15 protein-coding genes and 1 pseudogene are annotated in these 19,372 nt (G+C 40.1%); 6 read left to right on the top strand and 10 right to left on the bottom strand.

The annotated features are described in order from the left end of the window. Nucleotides 1-3: 3 nt before the first annotated feature. Nucleotides 4-885 (bottom strand): MATE family efflux transporter, encoded by an 882-nt coding sequence (locus VCA1004_RS15315; protein WP_232012660.1) that lies wholly within the window; start codon nt 883-885, stop codon nt 4-6. Between the two features lie 469 nt (nt 886-1,354). Then, on the bottom strand, nt 1,355-2,968 hold the full coding sequence (locus VCA1004_RS14300; protein ID WP_086981109.1) for a peptide ABC transporter substrate-binding protein: 1,614 nt from the start codon (nt 2,966-2,968) through the stop codon (nt 1,355-1,357). Between the two features lie 210 nt (nt 2,969-3,178). Between VCA1004_RS14300 and VCA1004_RS14305 the strand changes: the two genes are divergently transcribed. From VCA1004_RS14305 to VCA1004_RS14330, 6 genes are all read left to right on the top strand, one after another. Beyond that, nucleotides 3,179-3,862 (top strand): hypothetical protein, encoded by a 684-nt coding sequence (locus VCA1004_RS14305; protein ID WP_086981110.1) that lies wholly within the window; start codon nt 3,179-3,181, stop codon nt 3,860-3,862. Nucleotides 3,863-3,973: 111 nt separating this feature from the next. Further along, the gene (locus VCA1004_RS14310; protein WP_086981111.1) at nt 3,974-4,891 is read left to right on the top strand and encodes a DUF368 domain-containing protein; all 918 of its coding nucleotides are present in this window, start codon (nt 3,974-3,976) and stop codon (nt 4,889-4,891) included. A 189-nt stretch (nt 4,892-5,080) separates the two neighbouring features. Then, nucleotides 5,081-5,548: a hypothetical protein gene (locus tag VCA1004_RS14315; RefSeq protein ID WP_086981112.1), complete on the top strand. Its 468-nt coding sequence runs from the start codon at nt 5,081-5,083 to the stop codon at nt 5,546-5,548. After that, on the top strand, nt 5,545-6,132 hold the full coding sequence (locus tag VCA1004_RS14320; protein ID WP_086981113.1) for an SCO family protein: 588 nt from the start codon (nt 5,545-5,547) through the stop codon (nt 6,130-6,132). Before VCA1004_RS14315 ends, VCA1004_RS14320 begins: the two co-directional genes overlap by 4 nt. Further along, nucleotides 6,133-6,612, top strand: a complete 480-nt coding sequence (locus tag VCA1004_RS14325) for a copper chaperone PCu(A)C (protein ID WP_086981114.1) — start codon at nt 6,133-6,135, stop codon at nt 6,610-6,612. Between the two features lie 131 nt (nt 6,613-6,743). Beyond that, complete coding sequence (locus VCA1004_RS14330; protein ID WP_086981115.1) at nt 6,744-7,625, top strand: DMT family transporter; 882 nt, start codon at nt 6,744-6,746, stop codon at nt 7,623-7,625. 19 nt (nt 7,626-7,644) lie between these two features. Here VCA1004_RS14330 and VCA1004_RS14335 read toward each other — a convergent pair whose 3' ends face one another. The 8 genes and pseudogenes from VCA1004_RS14335 to VCA1004_RS14370 all read right to left on the bottom strand — a co-directional run bounded on the left by VCA1004_RS14335 (nt 7,645) and on the right by VCA1004_RS14370 (nt 18,992). Continuing rightward, complete coding sequence (locus tag VCA1004_RS14335) at nt 7,645-7,881, bottom strand: RNA recognition motif domain-containing protein (protein ID WP_086981116.1); 237 nt, start codon at nt 7,879-7,881, stop codon at nt 7,645-7,647. A gap of 207 nt (nt 7,882-8,088) precedes the next feature. Further along, a pseudogene (locus tag VCA1004_RS15320) lies at nt 8,089-9,093 on the bottom strand (glycosyl hydrolase family 8). A gap of 19 nt (nt 9,094-9,112) precedes the next feature. Beyond that, the gene (gene bcsD, locus VCA1004_RS14345) at nt 9,113-9,553 is read right to left on the bottom strand and encodes a cellulose biosynthesis protein BcsD (protein WP_086981117.1); all 441 of its coding nucleotides are present in this window, start codon (nt 9,551-9,553) and stop codon (nt 9,113-9,115) included. Nucleotides 9,554-9,556: 3 nt separating this feature from the next. After that, nucleotides 9,557-13,348, bottom strand: a complete 3,792-nt coding sequence (locus VCA1004_RS14350; protein WP_086981118.1) for a cellulose biosynthesis protein BcsC — start codon at nt 13,346-13,348, stop codon at nt 9,557-9,559. After that, the gene (gene bcsB / locus VCA1004_RS14355) at nt 13,338-15,599 is read right to left on the bottom strand and encodes a cellulose biosynthesis cyclic di-GMP-binding regulatory protein BcsB (RefSeq protein WP_086981119.1); all 2,262 of its coding nucleotides are present in this window, start codon (nt 15,597-15,599) and stop codon (nt 13,338-13,340) included. The genes VCA1004_RS14350 and bcsB overlap by 11 nt, the downstream gene beginning before the upstream one ends. Beyond that, nucleotides 15,596-17,701 (bottom strand): UDP-forming cellulose synthase catalytic subunit, encoded by a 2,106-nt coding sequence (gene bcsA, locus VCA1004_RS14360; protein ID WP_086981120.1) that lies wholly within the window; start codon nt 17,699-17,701, stop codon nt 15,596-15,598. Before bcsA ends, bcsB begins: the two co-directional genes overlap by 4 nt. A gap of 44 nt (nt 17,702-17,745) precedes the next feature. Continuing rightward, a complete protein-coding gene (gene bcsQ / locus VCA1004_RS14365) occupies nt 17,746-18,513 on the bottom strand; it encodes a cellulose biosynthesis protein BcsQ (RefSeq protein ID WP_086981121.1) in 768 nt (255 codons plus the stop codon). After that, nucleotides 18,504-18,992, bottom strand: coding sequence for a hypothetical protein (locus VCA1004_RS14370; RefSeq protein ID WP_086981122.1), 489 nt, complete (start codon nt 18,990-18,992; stop codon nt 18,504-18,506). Before VCA1004_RS14370 ends, bcsQ begins: the two co-directional genes overlap by 10 nt. Nucleotides 18,993-19,372 lie beyond the last annotated feature (380 nt).

Raw genomic sequence — 19,372 nt, forward strand, 5'->3', positions numbered from 1 at the left:
CCCCTAAGCGGTCAGGTAATACAAGGTGCCGAGGTAACCAATAACCGCAAAGGCCGCAACATGTAAAGGTGAGCCTAACTCAAGTAATAACTTGTTATGAACCGCCGCAATAAAACCAAAATAGAAAAACATCAATAAGCTTGATGCCCCTAAAGACACACTGCGTTGCGCAAGGCTAATATTGAGTTGCAGTGCTTTAATATTCAAACGAATGTAAGCTTGATTAGAGAAAAAGTAACCCACGGCAATCACCACCACACACGCTTGAGAAATCAAAGTCGCAATGGCTGCCCCTTTTAATCCCATGCTCCATATACCAATAAAGACATAATCAAGAAGAATATTCAGCACCGCGCCTATCGCCAATAATAGTGTGCTGAAATTAGGACTATTGTCGTTGCGAATCAGCATGGGTAAGGCCGCCGCCGCAACCGTAAAAATCGCTCCCCAAGAAAAAACCGATACATATTCAGAACTTAAAGATAAAACTTGTTGTGTCGCACCTTGAGCCAACAACACCCGATGACCAACCAAATGCAATAAAAAGGAAGCGACCAAACCAAATATTAGTGATAACCATAAGCTGGTCGATAATGCAGATTGAGCCTGTGGAGCATTTTGCTCACCTCGAAAAATAGACACCACACTACCACCGCCCATGCCGATCATGATACCCAGCCCGGCTACAACTCCAATTAAAGGCCAAGCAAGATTGATCCCTGCTAAGCCTTCGTAACCAATGTAATGACCAACAAACATACCGTCGACGACCTGATACAGGCCATTCACTAACATCGCCATCACAGAAGGAATGGTAAAGCGCCAAAATACTTTATGAATAGGTTGTTGATATAAGGCTTGTTGCTCAATCTCGATGGAGTTCATTATAAATTCTACAATACTGGAGGTAATAATAAGCGGGAATTATACTCATTAATCCGAATGAAGAAACATAATATCTATCTAATTTTCAGATAGTTACCCTCAACTTCGGATAAAAGTGTCACAATAACAAATTTAACCTTCTGATATATAGGTAATAAAAATATCTATCAGGTACTTAAGGTTGAATACTTTCTTTCAATGCCGCAATTGGGGATGGGTAACAAGGCAAGATCATCAGTCAATAACTGGCCTATTACCTTGATTTTAAATAAGTTAGATGCTCAAAGTACGGTATTGAGTAACTTTTAATTATCCGCAGTGAGGTTAATGAATAAAAGACACATCAGCGCTATTAATAGAGTAAATGTTCGAGTACTTTTCTGTTCTCAAGCCACTCTCCATTCATCAAAAAAGGAGCGGTTAGGCTCCTTTTAGTGACTCAGTTCATGACTCAAAAACTCGCGACAACTCAAGGCTGGACAAAATACATGTCTTTGGCATAAATATTACCTTTAGGGTTATTCTCTGGCAGCCCTTTCAACGTTTCACGTACCACCCGGGTATGCATATAATGGTGCAAAGGAATAAAAGGTTCGGCTTGATTGAGTAAATCTTCCGCCTGATGATAAAGTTGGTAACGTTGTGTTTTGTCTGTTTCATTCGCTGCTTGTGCCATTAAAGCGTCAAACTTAGGATCGCAATAGCCGCTTTCATTGGCAACATGAGCACAAGTAAAATTATTTAAAAGTCCTGATGGTTCTGGATAATCCGCAAACATCCACGAGCGGGCCACTTGATAATCCCCCACCGCTTTACTTGCCACATAACCTTGCCATTCCATATTTCTTAATTCCACTTTCACTCCCAACGGTTTCCACATTGAGGCTAAAGCTAATGCGATTTTTTTATGGTTTTCACTGGTATTGTACGTCAGAGTAAACGACAACGGATGTTGCTGATCAAACCCAGCAGCTTTTAATAACTCAGTGGCTTTTTGCATACGCTGCTTTGACGTCAATTTGAAAAAATCAGGCATCGCTAATTGATAATCAGGAATGGTTTCGGGCACTAAAGAATAAGCGGCTGGCTCCCCTTGACCGGTGATCTTTTCGACCAAAATATCGCGGTCGACTGCCATACTCAAAGCTTGGCGTACTCGCACATCGTCAAATGGCTTATGCTTGGTATTAAAAGAATATAAATATGTCCCTAATAATGGCTGAGCTTTGATTTGGTCAGGATTTTCTTTCAGTAGTTTTTGATAATAATCTAATTGCACCCGATTCGTCATATCAATTTCTCCTGCTTGAAAGCGAGCTAATTCAGCCGCTTGTGAAGCGAGACCAAGGTATGTGACCTTATTGATAACCGTATGCTCATTATCCCAATAGTGTGGATTTCTGACGACTTCAACATATTCGTTCGGCACCCATTTTACTAAACTATACGCACCATTAGTGACCATATTCTCAGGCCGAGTCCAATGTGAACCATGCTTCTCAACCACTTTTTGTGGCAATGGAAAGAAGGTTTTAATACTCATTAAACTGAAAAAATAAGGTGTCGGTTTTTCTAGCTTCACTTGGAGGGTTTTTGCATCTACCGCTTTAATACCCAAGGCAGAACTAGGTTTCTCACCTTTTAAAATAGCGCCTGCATTCTCAATATTAGCAGTGGTAAAGTAATGACCAGTATTATTGCCCGTTTTAGGATCGACAGCCCGTTGCCATGCAAAGACAAAATCCGATGCTAATACTGGCTGCCCATTGGACCATGTTATCCCATCACGTAATGTAAAAGTGACGGTTTTCCCATCGTCAGAGACGCTCCATTTGCTCGCTTGGCCTGCAATGATCTTGCCTTGAGAGTCTTCAATTAACAAACCTTCAAACATATCATTGGCAATAATATCTCCTGGCATCCCTGAGTTCACAAAAGTAGGATCGAGCGTGGCCGGCTCTGCTCCATTACCCCGGACTAAATCTTGATCTTCTGCTAACTGGTCATTAGGGTGAATCATCGCAGCTTGTGCAATAAAAGGTAAACTCAATAAAAGTGAATAGGCAATCGACGATAACTTCATTTCCAGTTCCTTGAATGATTTAAATTTCAATATAAAACATATACTTATTATCCTAATTTATAAACCTATTTGTTGCGAATAACAAAAGACAGTTTGTGTATCGTTAAGGTATTAGCGCAATAAAATACTGTATAAATCACTAACTAGTCTGGTAAATTTTGAGATAAACTCCAATGTGTTTTTGTTTTTGTTTGCAAGGAAGCAAGCCAGATGTTTACAGAATGGGAAACCAACCGAGTTTGGTATATCGATAAAACCTATCGTAAGTTTGGATTTACGCATATCCAACGTATGGTCATCATTAAACTCGATAATGAAGAATTAATGATCTTATCCCCGATTGAACTGACCACTCAATGTCAGTTAGCCCTCTCGCAACTTGGCCAAGTCAAATTTATCATCTCATCAACGCCGACCTATCATCACCATCTTTCCGAATGGTGGCTGGGATATTCAAAAGCCTATTTTTTTGCCCCTCATGCTTTAATCGAAAAGCGAACCGATTTGAATTTTGATGGTGTCCTTTCTCACCAAACCCCAAAACAATGGCAAGGGCAAATCCTACAAACCTCGATAGAAAACGATGAATCTCCCAATCAAATGATTTTTTGTGACCCGGCCAGTCGCACCTTATTTATCAGTAATAACCTAGTCGCGCTGCAATCCCACTTGCCTTTAGGTCAAAAATTCACGACTTTAGTACAAGGCGGACGTAATCAACTCACGCTACCGTATCGTGTGCGACGTAAGTTTACGAATAAACCCAAATTGCGCGCATCTATCCAAGAAATCATGACTTGGCCCTTTGATCGGCTAATTTCGAGTAATGGCTTAATGATTGAAAAAGAAGCAAAAGATGCGTTTTATCAAGCATTTTGGTGGGCTTTTCAATAAAAGTTGTTAAATAACAGCGACTAAAGCTTTTTATTTGGCATAATTCATGACAATCTACTCATCCTTGTCCGTCCATAAGCAATATGGACTTTGATTTAACGGTATTGATCTATGAATTATCTTTTCACTTACCTAAAAGGTCTCGCGATGGGAGCTGCGGATGTAGTTCCTGGGGTATCTGGTGGTACAATTGCTTTTATTACCGGTGTTTATGACACTTTGCTAAACAGCATTAAAAAAGTAAACCCTAGCTTGTTTAAGCTATGGAAACGTGAGGGGTTTAAAGCAGTACTGACACATATTAATGCAGGTTTTCTTCTTGCTTTATTTGGCGGTATTCTGACCAGTATTTTAACCTTAGCGAAGTTAATTTCGTGGCTACTGGTAACCCACCCTATTCCATTGTGGTCTTTCTTCTTTGGCCTGATTTTGATTTCAGTTGTCCATATTTTAAAGCAGGTCGAGGAAAGACGGTTAATTCACGTACTCTTTTTGTTCATTGGCGTTGGCTTTGCTTATACCATTACGGTTTTACAGCCCATCGATATGCAACCAACCAGTATTAATTTAATCTTAGCTGGTGCCATTGCCATTTGTGCGATGATTCTACCGGGGATCTCAGGCAGCTTTATCTTACTATTATTAGGTATTTATCCAACAATCCTGACCGCGGTAAAAGAACTCAATATTCCCGTTTTAGGATTATTTACCCTTGGTACTGTCGTTGGGATACTCAGCTTCTCTCACGTATTATCTTGGCTATTAAATAAGTACCGTGCAGCAACTTTGGTCTTCTTAACTGGGTTAATGGTCGGGACACTACCTAAAATTTGGCCGTGGAAAGAAACGATTAGCTGGCGTATTGATTCACATGGTGCGCGTGTTCCTTTAGTGGAACAAAATTTATGGCCGCATCAATTTGAACAGATTATGGGACAACCCTCGCAACTAGTCATATCGATTGTTTGCATGCTAGCCGGTATTGGTATTGTTTGGTTATTAGAAAAAGTGGCACAGACCAAGCAATAGCCTCATTAGTAAGGCTTATCTCGTTATCAACGTTTGCCTCATTATCAACGTCTAGGAGCCTCGCGGTTTCTAGACGTTTTATTTTGTGCTCTTTCGCTCAACAAATTAGGATAAATTCCCCACCGCCCACAGTCTCATGTTAATATTCGGTTAATCATCGTTAACATCATTATTGATAATACCGAACTTATGCCAGAACTTGCACCAACCGCCACCAAAAACCGCTCAGTTATTCCTCTCTTAGCGTTACTTATTGTGGCTGGGTTAGCGGGTTTTTATCTGCCTAAATGGCTCTCCTCATCATCACCATTCGCTCAATTGCCTGCCGCACCATCTCAATATTGCGCGCTCTCGACCAAAAGCTGCCAACAGCAAGGCATCACCATCACCTTAGATACAGATATTGCGCAACCACTAAAAGAAAGCCAGATTCAAGTCAATTGGCCACACAATAATAGTGATAGCTTAATACTGACATTACGTGGCTTAGAGATGGATTTAGGGATAGTGAGATTCCCGCTCCCAAAACAACAAAATGGTCTGTATGAAGGCTCGGTTATTTTACCCATTTGTACTGATGCTCAAATGACGTGGATAGGCACCATAACCGACCAAGATGGTCATCATGTTTACACTTCTATCAGGATGGAAAAATGAAAAAATCATGGATTGTGAGCTTACTTATCGCATTTGCTTGTGGGGCTGCCTTGAGCGTGTATCTGCAAAACCGTCCTGTACCATCCACCTTGCATTCGACTCAGCTTTTAGAAGGAGCTAATCACTCAGCGGTCAATATATTCGACCCTCAAGATCCTCGTATTCGGATTTTATATTTTGGTTTTACTCGTTGCCCTGATGTTTGCCCGACTTCGTTAGCGATGCTCTCAGCCGCCATGAAGCAATTAACCCCATCTGAGTTAAGTCACATTCGCCCTATTTTTATTACTTTAGACCCTGAGCGCGATAAGGGTGAAGATACGCAAGCTTATGCGCATTATTTTCATCCAAACCTTGAAGGTTACTCGGGCTCGCTCGACACCATCACCTCGCTAGCACAGCAATATGGGGTGATATTTCAGAAAACGGAACTCAAAGAATCCGCCTTGAAGTACACCATAGATCACAGCTCATATTTTTATTTTGTACATCCTAACGGGGCCATCATTAAAAAAGTCCCTCATACAATGAACCCACAACCCCTTATATTCGCTATTCAACAAATAGAAAAAGGAAACTTCTAGATGAAACCTGTTTCTCTATTACTCAACACTGTGTTACTTACCAGTCTGCTACTTAGCCCATCAGTATTCGCTCACGATGGTCTTAAATATGATGAGCCTTACGCCAGAGCAACCGCGCCCAACGCTGTAAACAGTGCCATTTTCATGACCATAGAAAACCACATGGCCAATGAACGTTCATTAGTTGCCGCTCACACCGATGCCGCTGAGAAAGTCGAATTGCATACCGTTGAAAAAGTGGGAGATATGATGAAAATGCGTCAAGTTGAGCGCATTACGATCCCTGCGCATGGTGAAGTCCAACTCAAGCCAGGTAGTGACCACATCATGTTATTAAATATAAAACAACCACTGATTGAAGGACAAAATATCACGGTCACTCTCAATTATAATAATGGCGAAACAGAAACGATGAGCGTACCGGTAAAAAAAGTCATGGTGGGTATGAGTCATCACTCTACGGCGCATTCTGAGCACTAAATCATCACGCGTAAAAATAACAATCACTTCATTTATATCAAAATCAACTAAGGAAGATCAGATTCTTCCTTTTTTAATCCCGCGAACCTTACTATGCTTGCCTTTTACTTAACCACCCAAAAGCCATTTGAATGACTCACCCAACCAAGCAGCACCTTATTACTTTATGCTTTACCTTGTTTGCTTTGGTAGCTTTTGCTGCAAATTCGGTTCTTGCCCGTATCGCTTTGATTGAGAATAATATTGATTCATTAAGCTTTACCGGTTTGCGGTTAACCTCTGGCGCTATCATGTTAGCCTTAGTGCTACTGACCAAACATTATGTTCTTCACAAGCCCTCCATCCAATCACCCTTGAGCCTTGCAGGCAGTAATACTTCCGCAGGGTTGCTCTTTATTTATGCATTAAGTTTTTCGATTGCTTATCTTTCTGTTGAGACAGGGACTGGTGCTTTAATTTTATTTGGTGCTGTCCAAATCACTATGATTGTCTATCAACTAGCTCAAGGCCATCGATTAAAAATAGTCGAATGGGCAGGCATAATATTAGCGTTTGCAGGGTTGGTTTATTTAATGCTTCCTAACCTATCGAGCCCATCGTTATTTGGCTTGGTATTAATGTCGATAGCGGGTGTGGCTTGGGCGGGGTATACCATTAGAGGGAAAAGCAGTATCGATCCTCTTACTGCGACGACAGGTAACTTTATTCGTAGCCTTCCAATGTGCATCGGATTATTGGTTTATATTCTTACCACTCAGCACACGCTGACTCAAACTGGCGTGTGGCTAGCCCTGATCTCAGGTGCGATCACTTCTGGAATTGGCTATGCCCTTTGGTATGTTGCACTTAAAGGACTAAGTGCAACTCAAGCAGGTGTCGTACAATTATTTGTCCCTGTTATCGCCGCTTTAGGGGGTGTCGTCTTTGTTCAAGAACCCATCACACTCTCTTTTGTATTGGCTTCCAGTATGATCTTATTTGGTATCCTACTGATCACCTTACAACGACGATAACACTAGGTAAATTCAACGATTAACTTGCTACTTTCACTTTAATTTTGCTGTTATCGATTTCTTTACCATTTAACGCAAACCTTGCTGTTTTCGCCTGATCAAGATCGGGCATATAAACGAAACCAAACCCTTTCGATTCTCCCGTTTCTTGATCTAACACGAGCGTGCACTCACCGACTTCGCCAAATTCTTCAAACATTTTACGCATTTCCATTTCGGTCGTTTGACGAGCAAGGTTACGAACTAAAAGTTTCATAATGGTTCTCTTATATGCAGTGTGAAAATAAAGTTATTTCTAAGCGATGCCGCCATAGAGAATTGTCTTTGCAAACCCAAACGGCATACTCTAATCATGACATATAAAACACATTAGATCCGTTTTAATCCTGTAATTCGTGATTTATTATCGATAATAATTGTCACTAGTTAGAACAATAAAATTAAGATGCAGAACAGCCTAAATTTAAAACTGATCTTGGGCAAGAACCGCCAGTAGCTTTAGACAAGCCGAATAATAATCATCGTGATTGTTTATCTTGGCTTGTGCAGGAGACAAACTATTCAACGTCAGATCTCTGACCGACAATAAACCACCACGCATCATATAGTCTGCGGTTTGTCCTTTTTCAATATCCAACCAAGCTGGAGTATTTAAGCGAGAAAAGTTCTCAAACCATTGAGCCCAAGGCGTTAATAAACGGCTCTTTGGTTGGTACCATTTGAGGTAAAGCGGTATACGGATTGCATCATAACTTACACGAGCAGGCCATTTATTAGCCGGTTTTAAACGTCCTTCTTTACTTAACATTACCCAATCTGTCGCTAAATAAGGAGAGGATCAATATTGTTTAGATAACAAGGTTTCACTATCTTCGATCAAGGCTTTTAATTCTGCTGAGCCCGTGTGCGCATAAAAATCTTTCCAAGCAGGGAAAATAAAATAAGAAGGGTTTAAATAAACATAGTCATCAAATCGAAAACCATGGGCTCCTGGCAGCAACACTTTTTTACCTGCAAAATCAATCACAGTATGATTCATCACTGCTTGAAAGATCTGCTCTGATTCTTCAGTATAAGTTCCCCCCCATTTTTTACCGGCTTTTAGTAAAGCCCAAGCAATCAAAATATCGCCATCTGTCGCATTATTTTTATCTTCCAATGGCTCGGAAAGGATTGGGTTAAATTTCCAATAAAAGAGTTGAGATTGGGGGTTTTGTAAAGATTGCTTTGTCCAGTTCCAAATGCGTTGAAAGCTTTGTTTATCATTTGCAGCGACCGCAAATAACATACCATAACCTTGGCCTTCACTATGACTTACACTGCCATTTCCAGTGTCTAACACTCGGCCATCTTGCATTAAGAACTTGGCTTTAAAATGTATCCAATCAATATCAGATGAGGCATGAGCCTGCCAAGACACCATGAAGCATAGCATCGAGGTAATCAGTCTTAAGATGGAAATTTTCATTCTTTATCCACCACTCAATTTAACGAATTACGTGAAAAAGGAATGTCATCTTATCTTTAGAAACAGACTCGATTGATACTGTTATATGTGAATCATTGGCCCCTTGCTGCTTCATCCATACCAAGTACGTTTCAGCCATTAATACCGCTAATGGCTGATCAAAGTCATACTCGCAAGTCCCATTACGTGTCTGCTCAATAGCTAATGCCTGTTGTTGTGCGGTTAATTGGATCATCCCTAACCCCAAATCGGAGCCATGGGCATTCATTTGCGACTCTAATTGTTGCAACGTTTTTACCGGAGACATAGGGAAGGTCTTCGCCATGAGCTTGCCCAGTTCCTTTAAAATTCCTTCCCTATCGTGCTCCTCCGATTGCAGGAGCACCTTATGCAAAATAGCCAACCAAAAAGAAGATGCTAATGGCTCCGTAATAACGTCAATCTTTGATGACTTGACCATCCTTTACTCTCCACCTAGCATGTGTCTGAAAGATAAAAAGGCAATATATTCATTATAATCACCAAAAGTATCGTAACTGACACGTCCTTCTATCCGTGTTTTCTTATTAATTTTGTAGTCTAAACCGGCTCTCCAGTTATAGCTGAGGCCATCTCGACTGTTAGCACTATAATAAGCTTCCTCTGCTTGACCAGCTGCAACATAACTTTCTAATTGAGCTTGTAGATCTGAATTATTACTAAAGTAGGCACTGGAATCTTCATTATAAGATTGATATCCCACAGACACACCTAACACTAAATCCAAATTGGTAAATTCTTGTTTATACTCTTGCGGAAAGGCAATACTAATGTAGTTTTGCGGGCTGAAATACCCGCCTTGACCATAACTGTAATAACTTAAATTCTTATCAAAATTCATATAGTTAACACTAAGGCCAGTTTTAAACTCACGGTCATCCATACTTAAAGGACGGAAATAAACCCCCGCACCAAAATCGACACTGTTATTACTGGTGACATTGGTTCCTAAGAAACTCCATATTCCACCACCCGCATAAAATCCAGCACGGCCGTCATCATAACTGTATTGAACACTCGCGCCATTTTTAGTGACTTGTCCCCACTCTTTACCCGAATACTCATCGTGAGCTCCGACATAAGAAAGCAAACTGTCAGTGACCGCTCGACGCTCCCCTTTAACAATCACCTTACTATGATTGGTTATTTGCGGCGACCATTGAATCCCCCCCACTAAGGTGTTCATTTCAGCCCCAAGTGGGGTTGTACCCAAATCAAATTTAAATTGATAACCTGTCAGTGCAAAACCTAATTCCACCCCAGCCACACTTTGAGATCCTTGTGAATCCACATCTGGTAAGGTATCTCCTGATAACGTTGACACCCCATTCGCTTGTGCGACTTGCCCTTGAATTAAAGCGCCGGTTCCAAAGCGACGACTGGCATCACCAGAAGTACTTCCCGCATTTAAAGAAATCGGAACAAGGTTAATATCCAAGCGCCAGTCGTCAAAGGCAGTGGTTGTCCATTGTAACGGTGCTTTCGCCTCCGTGAGATTGCTTAAGCCATCTTCACCATCTCTACCTCGTACAGAGAGGCCACCTTGAATCCACGTTGCGGTATCATCATTGAGGTCATCAAGCATCATATTCACTTGATTTAAGGTGCTCATTTGTGTCGATTCTGGGGGTAAATCTAAACGTTCATTAGTTTTACTCTTTGAAACCAGAGAGGAATTCGACACCGAAGAGACTTGCCATGGCATGGTTTTTCCGTAAGAAGAGTTAAACGGGTTATCCGCAAGCACTTGACCGCCAATCATCGGAGAAGTCGTTAACGTATTATTTTCTAAACCAACCAGTTGACCACGCGCAATACGCAGATTAGCAAGCGCTTGTTGATGATTACCATCAGCTTTTGATATGCGGGCTAGCAACAATAAATTCTCAGGAGAGTGCTTATCGTTTAAACCTTCGGATAATGCTTTCGCCCTTTCAACATCATTCTCCGCTAATGCAACATTAATCGCCCCGATTCGAGCTTCTTGGCTGGCAGTATCTTGAGGAAGTAAATAGTCATACACCACTCCAGCTTCTTCATTCATATTCCCTGCTTGATACAAACGTGCCATGGCTAACATTAACTGCGTATCTTTAGGGTCACGTTGCAAGGCGCGAATTAACTTATCGTAAGCTGTGGCATACTGGCCTTTATCACTGAACGCTTTGGCATCTCGAATAACATACAAATTATGTGCGTCAGAAAGTGCCTCTTGAGTACTGGTTTTGTTAAATGTTGAATTATTCAATAACGCCAATGATTCTCTGGTTAAGCCTGCCTGATATAAGACTGCAATATGATTATTATACTGGTTAATACTGGACTTGATCCCTTCCGATAAGCTGTTATTAACAACATCAACTGCCGAATTAATATCCCCAGCCCTCACCATCATACTGGCTAACTCCCCAGCATAAGCAGGTTGGCCAACAACAGAAGACGTGAGTCCTTCTAATTGAATAGAAGCTTGGATTTTGTCACCTCTTGCTATATCTCGCTCTGCAACTTGCAACTGTTCTTTAAATTGAGCTTGCTGCAAAAGCTGTTTCATTTCCGCTGTTTGTTGGTTACGAGGGATCTTATTGAGAAAGGTTTGCACTTGCTGCCAAGCATTTTGATCACTAGCAAAAAGGGCTGCGGCATACAAACTTTGCGCACCATTACGTGGTTGGCTATAAAGAGGAGACATTACCTCTTTAGCTTCAATATCTAAACCTTGAGCGTCGTATAAACGGGCTAAGTCTAAACGTAACCACGGATTGCTTGGCATGGTTGAAATCCCAGTTTGTAAAATAGCAATCGCCTGCTCAGGATGATTGTTTTTTAATGCTTGGGTCGCGTTATCGCGTATCGCTTGATAATTATTTCGTGGTTGTAATTTAGCTTGGACGGATTGGGGTAAATTTTTCAGTACCTTATTCGCCTCTGCGGTTTTACCTTGAGCACGTAAAACATAATAAAGAGATTCATTGGCAGCAGCATTTCTTGGCTCTGTACGTAAGACATTTTTTAATGTGCTTTCGGCTTGTGGGTAGTTTTTCTTTTGTGCTAATACGTCAGCACGAAATAATTGTGCGGAAATCCCTTGCGAACCAGAGCGACGAGCTAAAGGTTCACTTAACGCTAATGCTTTATTAAGATCACCGGATTGAGCAGCTTGCTTGGCCAACTCTAGCTGGCGGTAGAAAGCGGCTTCATTAGCTTGTTGGGTATACTCAACTGCCGCAGTACCACCTTGCTCAGCTGCACGTCTTAAGTACTGCTCTGCTTCCGCAAAATTCTTTTGTCGATAACGTACATAGCCCATCCCAGCTAAAGCATCAACATCAGAAGGGTTAGATTTTAGAACACTTTGAAATTGTGTCGCAGCTTGCGCTAAATTGCCTTGGTTTAAATCTTGATAACCAGAGGTTTTTACCGTCCCTAACACACTATTTTGATAATGAATTAATACTGCATTATCTTGGGGGTGACGTTGTATCCATGTTTGATAATAACCTTCATCTGTCACCTTAGGAGCAAGCCATAACAAAGCATCTCGCAAGCCATTATCGGCATCTTTATTACTATTAGCCAACGTCTGTAATCTTTCAATCCCCTGACGCCGAGTCTCAGGTTTAAAGGTTTGTACTTTCCCTAAAGCAACTTCTATGGCGGTATTATCCGGGTATTGTTGATGTAATGTCGTTAATTCTTCTAATGCTGTTGGATATAACGTAGAGTCACCCGCCATGGTTAAATAATACTCTGGTGCTAAACCAACGGGTGGAGTTTCACCATTAAAAAGTTTATGCCAAGTCGCTAAAGACGCCGTAATATTGCCGCTATTGGCTTGATTACGAGCTAAAGCTAACTGCCCCGATGAAAGTGATTTTATTTGGCTCATCGTTGCTAACTCTTGATATTGAGAAGAGTCCGGCGCAACCTGTTTCAACCTTGCTTTCCAACGTTCAGCCTCTTGAATATCACCATTTTGTTCAGACCATAACGACATTAAATATAATGCTTGAACATTATTTGCATCAGCAGTGAGTACTTTCTTCAATGACTCCGTTGCTAAATTATCTTGATGTTGATTGTGCCAATAATTAGCTTGATCAAGTAAAATCTTAATAGAAGCATCATTCTCAGCAGCTTGAACATGATTAACATTAAGAGCTTGAACTGAAATCCCCAGTAATACAGCCAACAATAATTGTGATTGTTTATTTTTCATTATGCCACCCGTTCTCATGTTCAGGATTCAGACGCTGTTTAGACCGCGAAACTAAAATATTATAAAAAGTAAAACCTGCAATTAAGCAAATCAGCCCACCCAAGCAGGCCAGTAGAAAACTATGTTGATTGGCATACCAAATAATCAACATATACCATGGCAATTCACCGCTAGGGAACTGAGGGGCTACTTGGAAACTCCGCACTCCATTTTCATCAGTAATAATCGACATATCATGGTGTATTTGTGATGCAATCTCACTCGAATTTAAATCCAGATTTAACCTTATGAGTTGCTGGTTATCACTCGCTAAAGCAAGCACGACCACTCGTTCAGGGTTCCATGGAGAACGATAACTCACGAAGCCACGCCAAGATTGCTTAGATGAAGAATAACGCTCGGCCTCTACACCATGTAAATCCCAATCACCTTTAATAAGGCGTATTACTTTTTCACTCATCGTGGGTTGACGAACTGTTAATGTTTTAGCTTGTGTATCAAAAGGAGAACGGCTCAATAGCTGACCATTAAAATGTTGTTGGTCCATTGTAGAAATCGCGAGGATATCTTTAGATATGAGTGCCTCATCCCCCTGATCCGGTACTCCAAAGAACACACGGTTATGAACTAATGGCGTACCGGTGTCATTTCCTGAACGGGCTGCCATATCGAGTAATGTAGCAATATGCGCATTAGCCGGTTTGGAGGGTAGTAAAATGGTGGTTTCAGAATAATCAGCCATTCGAGAAAAAGGAAAAGATGACCCTGCAAAATAAGAAAGATTAGGCAATAAGGTAAAATGTCTAGTCTTGCTAAAATCGATCCAAGAATCTTCTTTAATTTGACTTTGAGCATTGGAATTTAAAAAGTCATTACATAAAGTATCGGCTTTTGTCGTGACTTTAAAATATAAAGATAATTGGTTGTCACCGTAAACCAATTTAGGATCAATAGGAATATCCACGCTTTCTTGACGAATATCACCACCCAGCATTTGCCAAACTTTCTCTAATCCGCCTTGTTTATTCATCGGTAAATCATCTAAAAATTTATGATTAAACGTCATATTTAAAAATGATTTTTCTTCATCAATCCAGCTTTCTGAAGGAAAACGGTAATTGATTTTCATCGGAATACTATCACCGTCCCATAAGAATAAATCGGGGGCAGCCCTAAAAGAAACGTTTAAAGCATCATGCCAAATTCCATCAACTGTCATGGCTTGATCTTGGCGAATTAATTCTTTCAAATACACCGGTCTTTGTGTGCTAATCCACCGTGGCGCATCATATAGCTGACTTTGAGGAAGAACTTGAGGCGCAACCATCAACTCAGAAGTATTAGTTGGAATACCTCCTTGGATTAAACGCCAAGCCGCAGAACGTAGTTGCTGATCATTTCTCCCTACCACCAACAATAACTTATGTGCTGGTGCATTTGGATTAGCGATAATTTTAATGAGAGCTTGGTCTGTTTGAGGGAGCGTTAAACCATCAATAATGTCTCCTGGTGAACCAATCACAATGCCATTTCCTGTTGGCAAACTATTCGTTAACACCTGAAATGAAACACCACGATAATCAGACTCCATCCCTAACCAAGAAGAAATAAGTGCAGCAGCACTGACTTGTTCTGGGGTGAAACGTTCTGAAAGCGACACAGAAATAAGAGAAGCATTCATCTGCATCTCATCAAAAAAAGGTTTCGGGAACTGATTCAAATCCGCCGCGACATTCAATTGCTGTCCAACTAAATCAATGGTCGTCAAAGGTAAAATAGAGACTTTGTATTGTTCGATAATTTCTGGCTTACACAAAAATTCATCACCGCTTTCTATCTCAAAATTGAGATGATTAAACGATGTCACTAATATTGCAGGAATCTTTATTCGATAAACCGTGGCAATGGAAGAAGCACTGTCTAATGGAATGTTGGATAACGGTTGCCCATTTAGGGTTAATGTTAATATTGAGTCATGCTCTGCAAGCTCATTAGAAACTTGTAAGTGTAAATTTAACACCGCATCGGTAATAACCTGATCGCTGGGTAATGTAAAGCTCATCCCCGATTGTCGTTGACCTTGGCTCAAGGTAACCCCATTAGGGCGACCCATTTGCAATAAACTAATACGACTATGTAAAGTGCCAACCTGCTCTTCTGATACTTTTTCTGAGACCTCATTAATCGTTTCAGCCAATACAGAATGCATGGATAAGAGGCACAGCAAGACAGAGGTTAAAATCGATTTCATAATGACGACCTCTCCGCTTGCAACTGATCTCGGCTTATTTGGCGTTTTTTATACACGCTCTTGCACATCGCCCCAAAGGCACCAAATGTACAAGCAGCAATAGTCACCAAAGATTTGATGGGGTTATCCTGTGCTTTAGAAGGTTGAATCCAAGCATCTGCACGAGCTAACACAATACGAACCAATTCTCGTCGACGGGCTAAAGGAATCTCTTTAAATTGAAATTTAATTTTGTCTGTATTCGAAGATACCATTTCTACAGGAATGCTAATCAAACCCGACTTCAGGCGAAATTCGACATCCTCAACAGGGTCATTAAGGTGACGATCATCAGGAGCATACACAGAGCAGCCTCCCATGGATAAATTTTCTGTTTTGGTTTGCGAGGAGATACCACTGGCATAATGGATAACCGTCAATATTTCAGTATCAATCCGAATGGTTTTTCTCATTTGACGGCTTTCACGTGCCAACATAATGGCCGCCGATAAGAAGAATAAACTGTATGTTCCCCAAGCAATATTGAGCCAAACAATATCCGGCTCAGCCGAAAAAGTACTGGCATCAAAAATACGAAAGATCCCCACAGCAATACCAACTAAAAGCAATAACACAACGATAATTTGAGGGCGAACAATATGAAAATCGAAATACTCTTTATCCAGAATTCCACCTTTATCAGTAACATTAAAACTACCTCGTTTAGGGAAAATCATGGTAAATAATGTTGGAATGACCAAATGGAACGCTAAAGATAAGTCATAGACTTCTCCCCAAAAACTATAGCGCTTTCGTCCATTTAAACGAGAGTTGACGAATACCGGTAATAAAAAGTGCGGTAAAGCATACGCCAGTACCAAACCTGCAGAAGAGTGCACAATATTTAAGTTAAATAATAAGTAAGCCAACGGCGCTGTAATAAAAACGATTCTTGGCAATGCAAATTGAAAATACAACATGGCACTTAAATAACATAAACGTTGTTGCCATGTGAGACCTTTACCTAATAAGGGATTATCAACACGGAAAATTTGCGTCATCCCCCTTGCCCAACGGTTCCTTTGAATTACGTGTAAAGTTAAACGTTCGGTTGCCAGTCCCGCCGCTAACGGAATCGCTAAAAAGGCAGATTTCCAACCCAATCGCTGCATTTTCAAAGCGGTATGAGCATCTTCTGTGACGGTTTCAACGGCAAAGCCGCCGATTTCATCTAAAGCTTTACGCCTAATCACCGCACAAGAGCCACAAAAGAAAGTCGCGTTCCAATTATCATTTCCTGGCTGAATGGCACCATAAAATAATTCACCTTCATTCGGAATATCTCTACCTTTATATAAATTTCGTTCAAATGGATCTGGTGAATAAAAATAGTGCGGGGTTTGTAATAAAGCTAACTTAGGATCTTGTAAAAACGATCCGACTGTTGCTTGAAGAAAGATACGGGTCGACACATGGTCACAATCGAAAATACAAATTAACTCACCATTAGTTAGTTTCATGGCATTATTTAAATTACCCGCTTTCGCATGGGCATTATCATTTCTAGTGATATAACCTACGCCAGCGTCTGCTGCAAACATAGCAAACTCGCCTCGATTCCCATCATCCAACAAATAAATTTTCAGTTTATCTCGAGGGTAATCTAAACATTGGGCCGCTAATACGGTATCTCGAACCACGTCTAAATCTTCATTATAAGTGGGGATATAAACATCGACTGTCGGCCAAAGGGAATCATCTTTTGGTAAAGGTACAATTTTACGGTTAAGAGGAAATGCCGTTTGTAAATAACCAAGCAACAACATAATCCAAGAGTAAAGCTCAGCAAGAAATAAACCGACACCTAAAATGGCTTCTATTTGTGAATTAAACTCTAACGTTTGAAAGGCTCGAAAATAGATATATCGCGTTGACATTAAGACCGAAATCAAGACGATCACAATCGAAATGCTGCGCTTTTTACTGAAATTAAGTAAAACAATACAAACCAAGCTTGTCAGTGCAAAAATATACTGCTTTTCACTATCCATTGGCGTAACAATAATAAGCATTGCCATTGGGATTAAAATAAGCAATAAAAGATAAACAGGTATTTTTTTCACGGCTAATTCCTTTAGCGAATGAACATCCAATTTGTTATGACTATTTAAATAGCGCCATTACCAATATTTAAACTCAATAATGAAATGACCTTTTTGCTGACAATCTCAATATCAAAAGCCGCAGAGGAGGCAGGGTTAAAGTTAAATACTAATTTCTGAGCCGCATGCGCTTCGACAACACTTTCATCTTTATGTATCTCACCTAGCAATTTTTCGCCTAATCGTTCTTTCATAAATAGCGATACATCACGACTCACATTACGTCGGTGATCGACTTGGTTAATGACGAAATAATGATCAGCCAACTTATGATTAGTTAGGCGTTTATTTTCAATATGAGGAAGTAATGAAAGAGAGGCCGTATCTGGCAATAATGGAACCAGATACATAGTGGTTAGAGGTGATAAGGCTTTCAAAGCTGGGCTGCGTCCAGAAGGAAGATCAGCAATAATCACTAACCCTGGATAATTTAATAAAGAGTGTAAACCTCGAGATAAAAATAACTCATCCGTGGTTAAATTATGCTCAAACAAGGTTTGCTCTTGTTCTGTTACATTACCATAAGGTAGAACAAAAATATTACTACCCGCAGTCAAAACGCTGTCACTCCAATCAGAGCTTTTGGATGATTGTGCCACATACCCATGATTGTCAGATAGTGGCAGACCAAAATGCAATCCCAACGAATTTTGTGCATCAAAATCAATGACAAGTACTTTTAACCCAGTACGAGCTAGCGAATAGGCCAAATTAGCAGTTAATGTCGTTTTCCCTACTCCACCCTTTGGCGAATAAACACAGATTACCGACATGAAGAAATCCTTTTAAATAAATCGTCCAATAATATGTCTTGCTCCGGCACTTTATTACTCTCTATTTTTGAATGTTCATTCAGTGAGTGTATCTCTTCATGAGAGTCGTACTCTTGTGTCTCTTTAGTGATTAATTGAGACGTCATCATGGCAGAAAAGTCATCAATTAATGAGTATGACCGATGTTCATAGTGTGTAGATGGCAAAGTAGCAGAGTCAACTGAATTGGCCAGTGACATCTCTTTAGAGACATTAAGCTCTTTATGCAAAGCATTCTTTTTCATACTACGCATAGCTATTTTGGAGGTATGTGTGGCTTTATCAAACGGTGAGGCGTTGCTTTCTTTTTGGCAAAGTTGATTGAGGATCTGATTATCACCAACTTCGTATTTCAAGTTTTCAATAAAAAAATCTTTAAAATCAATAGACTGAGAATTAGTCTTATATTTAAAACGTGCTAGATCATCATAGTTATCCATAACCACTCCAATTACAACCCACAAACTACGTACTTCATTGGTTTACATCCTTTTAAAAACGATTCTGCAACGCTCAGCCAATAATTGTCAATAAAGTATTTATATGACAAATGATGCTTAACTTTTTTTCAATAAAAAAATAAGAAAAATTATAATTAAAAAAATCATTAGTCATTATAATTTAAAGGGTTACTTGAAGTGTTCTCTACAAAATATGCTCATTCTTATTTTTGAGACAACATGGTATATTTATTTTTCGCATATCAACTTGATTATTTTAAAATATAAACTAATAAGCAAGTTTTCAAAAAAATCCATATAAAAAAACTAGGCAAAAAGTGCCTAGTTTCATTTATTGTTTACATTTATTGCTTAAGTAT

The sequence above is a fragment of the Vibrio aphrogenes genome, from assembly GCF_002157735.2.
Taxonomy (GTDB): domain Bacteria; phylum Pseudomonadota; class Gammaproteobacteria; order Enterobacterales; family Vibrionaceae; genus Vibrio; species Vibrio aphrogenes.

Excerpts from the sequence above, each read along its gene's own strand:
- bcsD (WP_086981117.1), bottom strand. The coding sequence starts at position 9,553 with ATGGTCAAGTCATCAAAGATTGACGTTATTACGGAGCCATTAGCATCT.
- bcsQ (WP_086981121.1), bottom strand. The coding sequence starts at position 18,513 with ATGTCGGTAATCTGTGTTTATTCGCCAAAGGGTGGAGTAGGGAAAACG.
- VCA1004_RS14370 (WP_086981122.1), bottom strand. The coding sequence starts at position 18,992 with ATGGATAACTATGATGATCTAGCACGTTTTAAATATAAGACTAATTCT.
- VCA1004_RS14320 (WP_086981113.1), top strand. The coding sequence starts at position 5,545 with ATGAAAAAATCATGGATTGTGAGCTTACTTATCGCATTTGCTTGTGGG.
- VCA1004_RS14335 (WP_086981116.1), bottom strand. The coding sequence starts at position 7,881 with ATGAAACTTTTAGTTCGTAACCTTGCTCGTCAAACGACCGAAATGGAA.
- VCA1004_RS14300 (WP_086981109.1), bottom strand. The coding sequence starts at position 2,968 with ATGAAGTTATCGTCGATTGCCTATTCACTTTTATTGAGTTTACCTTTT.
- VCA1004_RS14310 (WP_086981111.1), top strand. The coding sequence starts at position 3,974 with ATGAATTATCTTTTCACTTACCTAAAAGGTCTCGCGATGGGAGCTGCG.
- VCA1004_RS15315 (WP_232012660.1), bottom strand. The coding sequence starts at position 885 with ATGAACTCCATCGAGATTGAGCAACAAGCCTTATATCAACAACCTATT.
- bcsB (WP_086981119.1), bottom strand. The coding sequence starts at position 15,599 with ATGAAATCGATTTTAACCTCTGTCTTGCTGTGCCTCTTATCCATGCAT.
- VCA1004_RS14330 (WP_086981115.1), top strand. The coding sequence starts at position 6,744 with ATGACTCACCCAACCAAGCAGCACCTTATTACTTTATGCTTTACCTTG.
- VCA1004_RS14315 (WP_086981112.1), top strand. The coding sequence starts at position 5,081 with ATGCCAGAACTTGCACCAACCGCCACCAAAAACCGCTCAGTTATTCCT.
- VCA1004_RS14325 (WP_086981114.1), top strand. The coding sequence starts at position 6,133 with ATGAAACCTGTTTCTCTATTACTCAACACTGTGTTACTTACCAGTCTG.
- VCA1004_RS14305 (WP_086981110.1), top strand. The coding sequence starts at position 3,179 with ATGTTTACAGAATGGGAAACCAACCGAGTTTGGTATATCGATAAAACC.
- VCA1004_RS14350 (WP_086981118.1), bottom strand. The coding sequence starts at position 13,348 with ATGAAAAATAAACAATCACAATTATTGTTGGCTGTATTACTGGGGATT.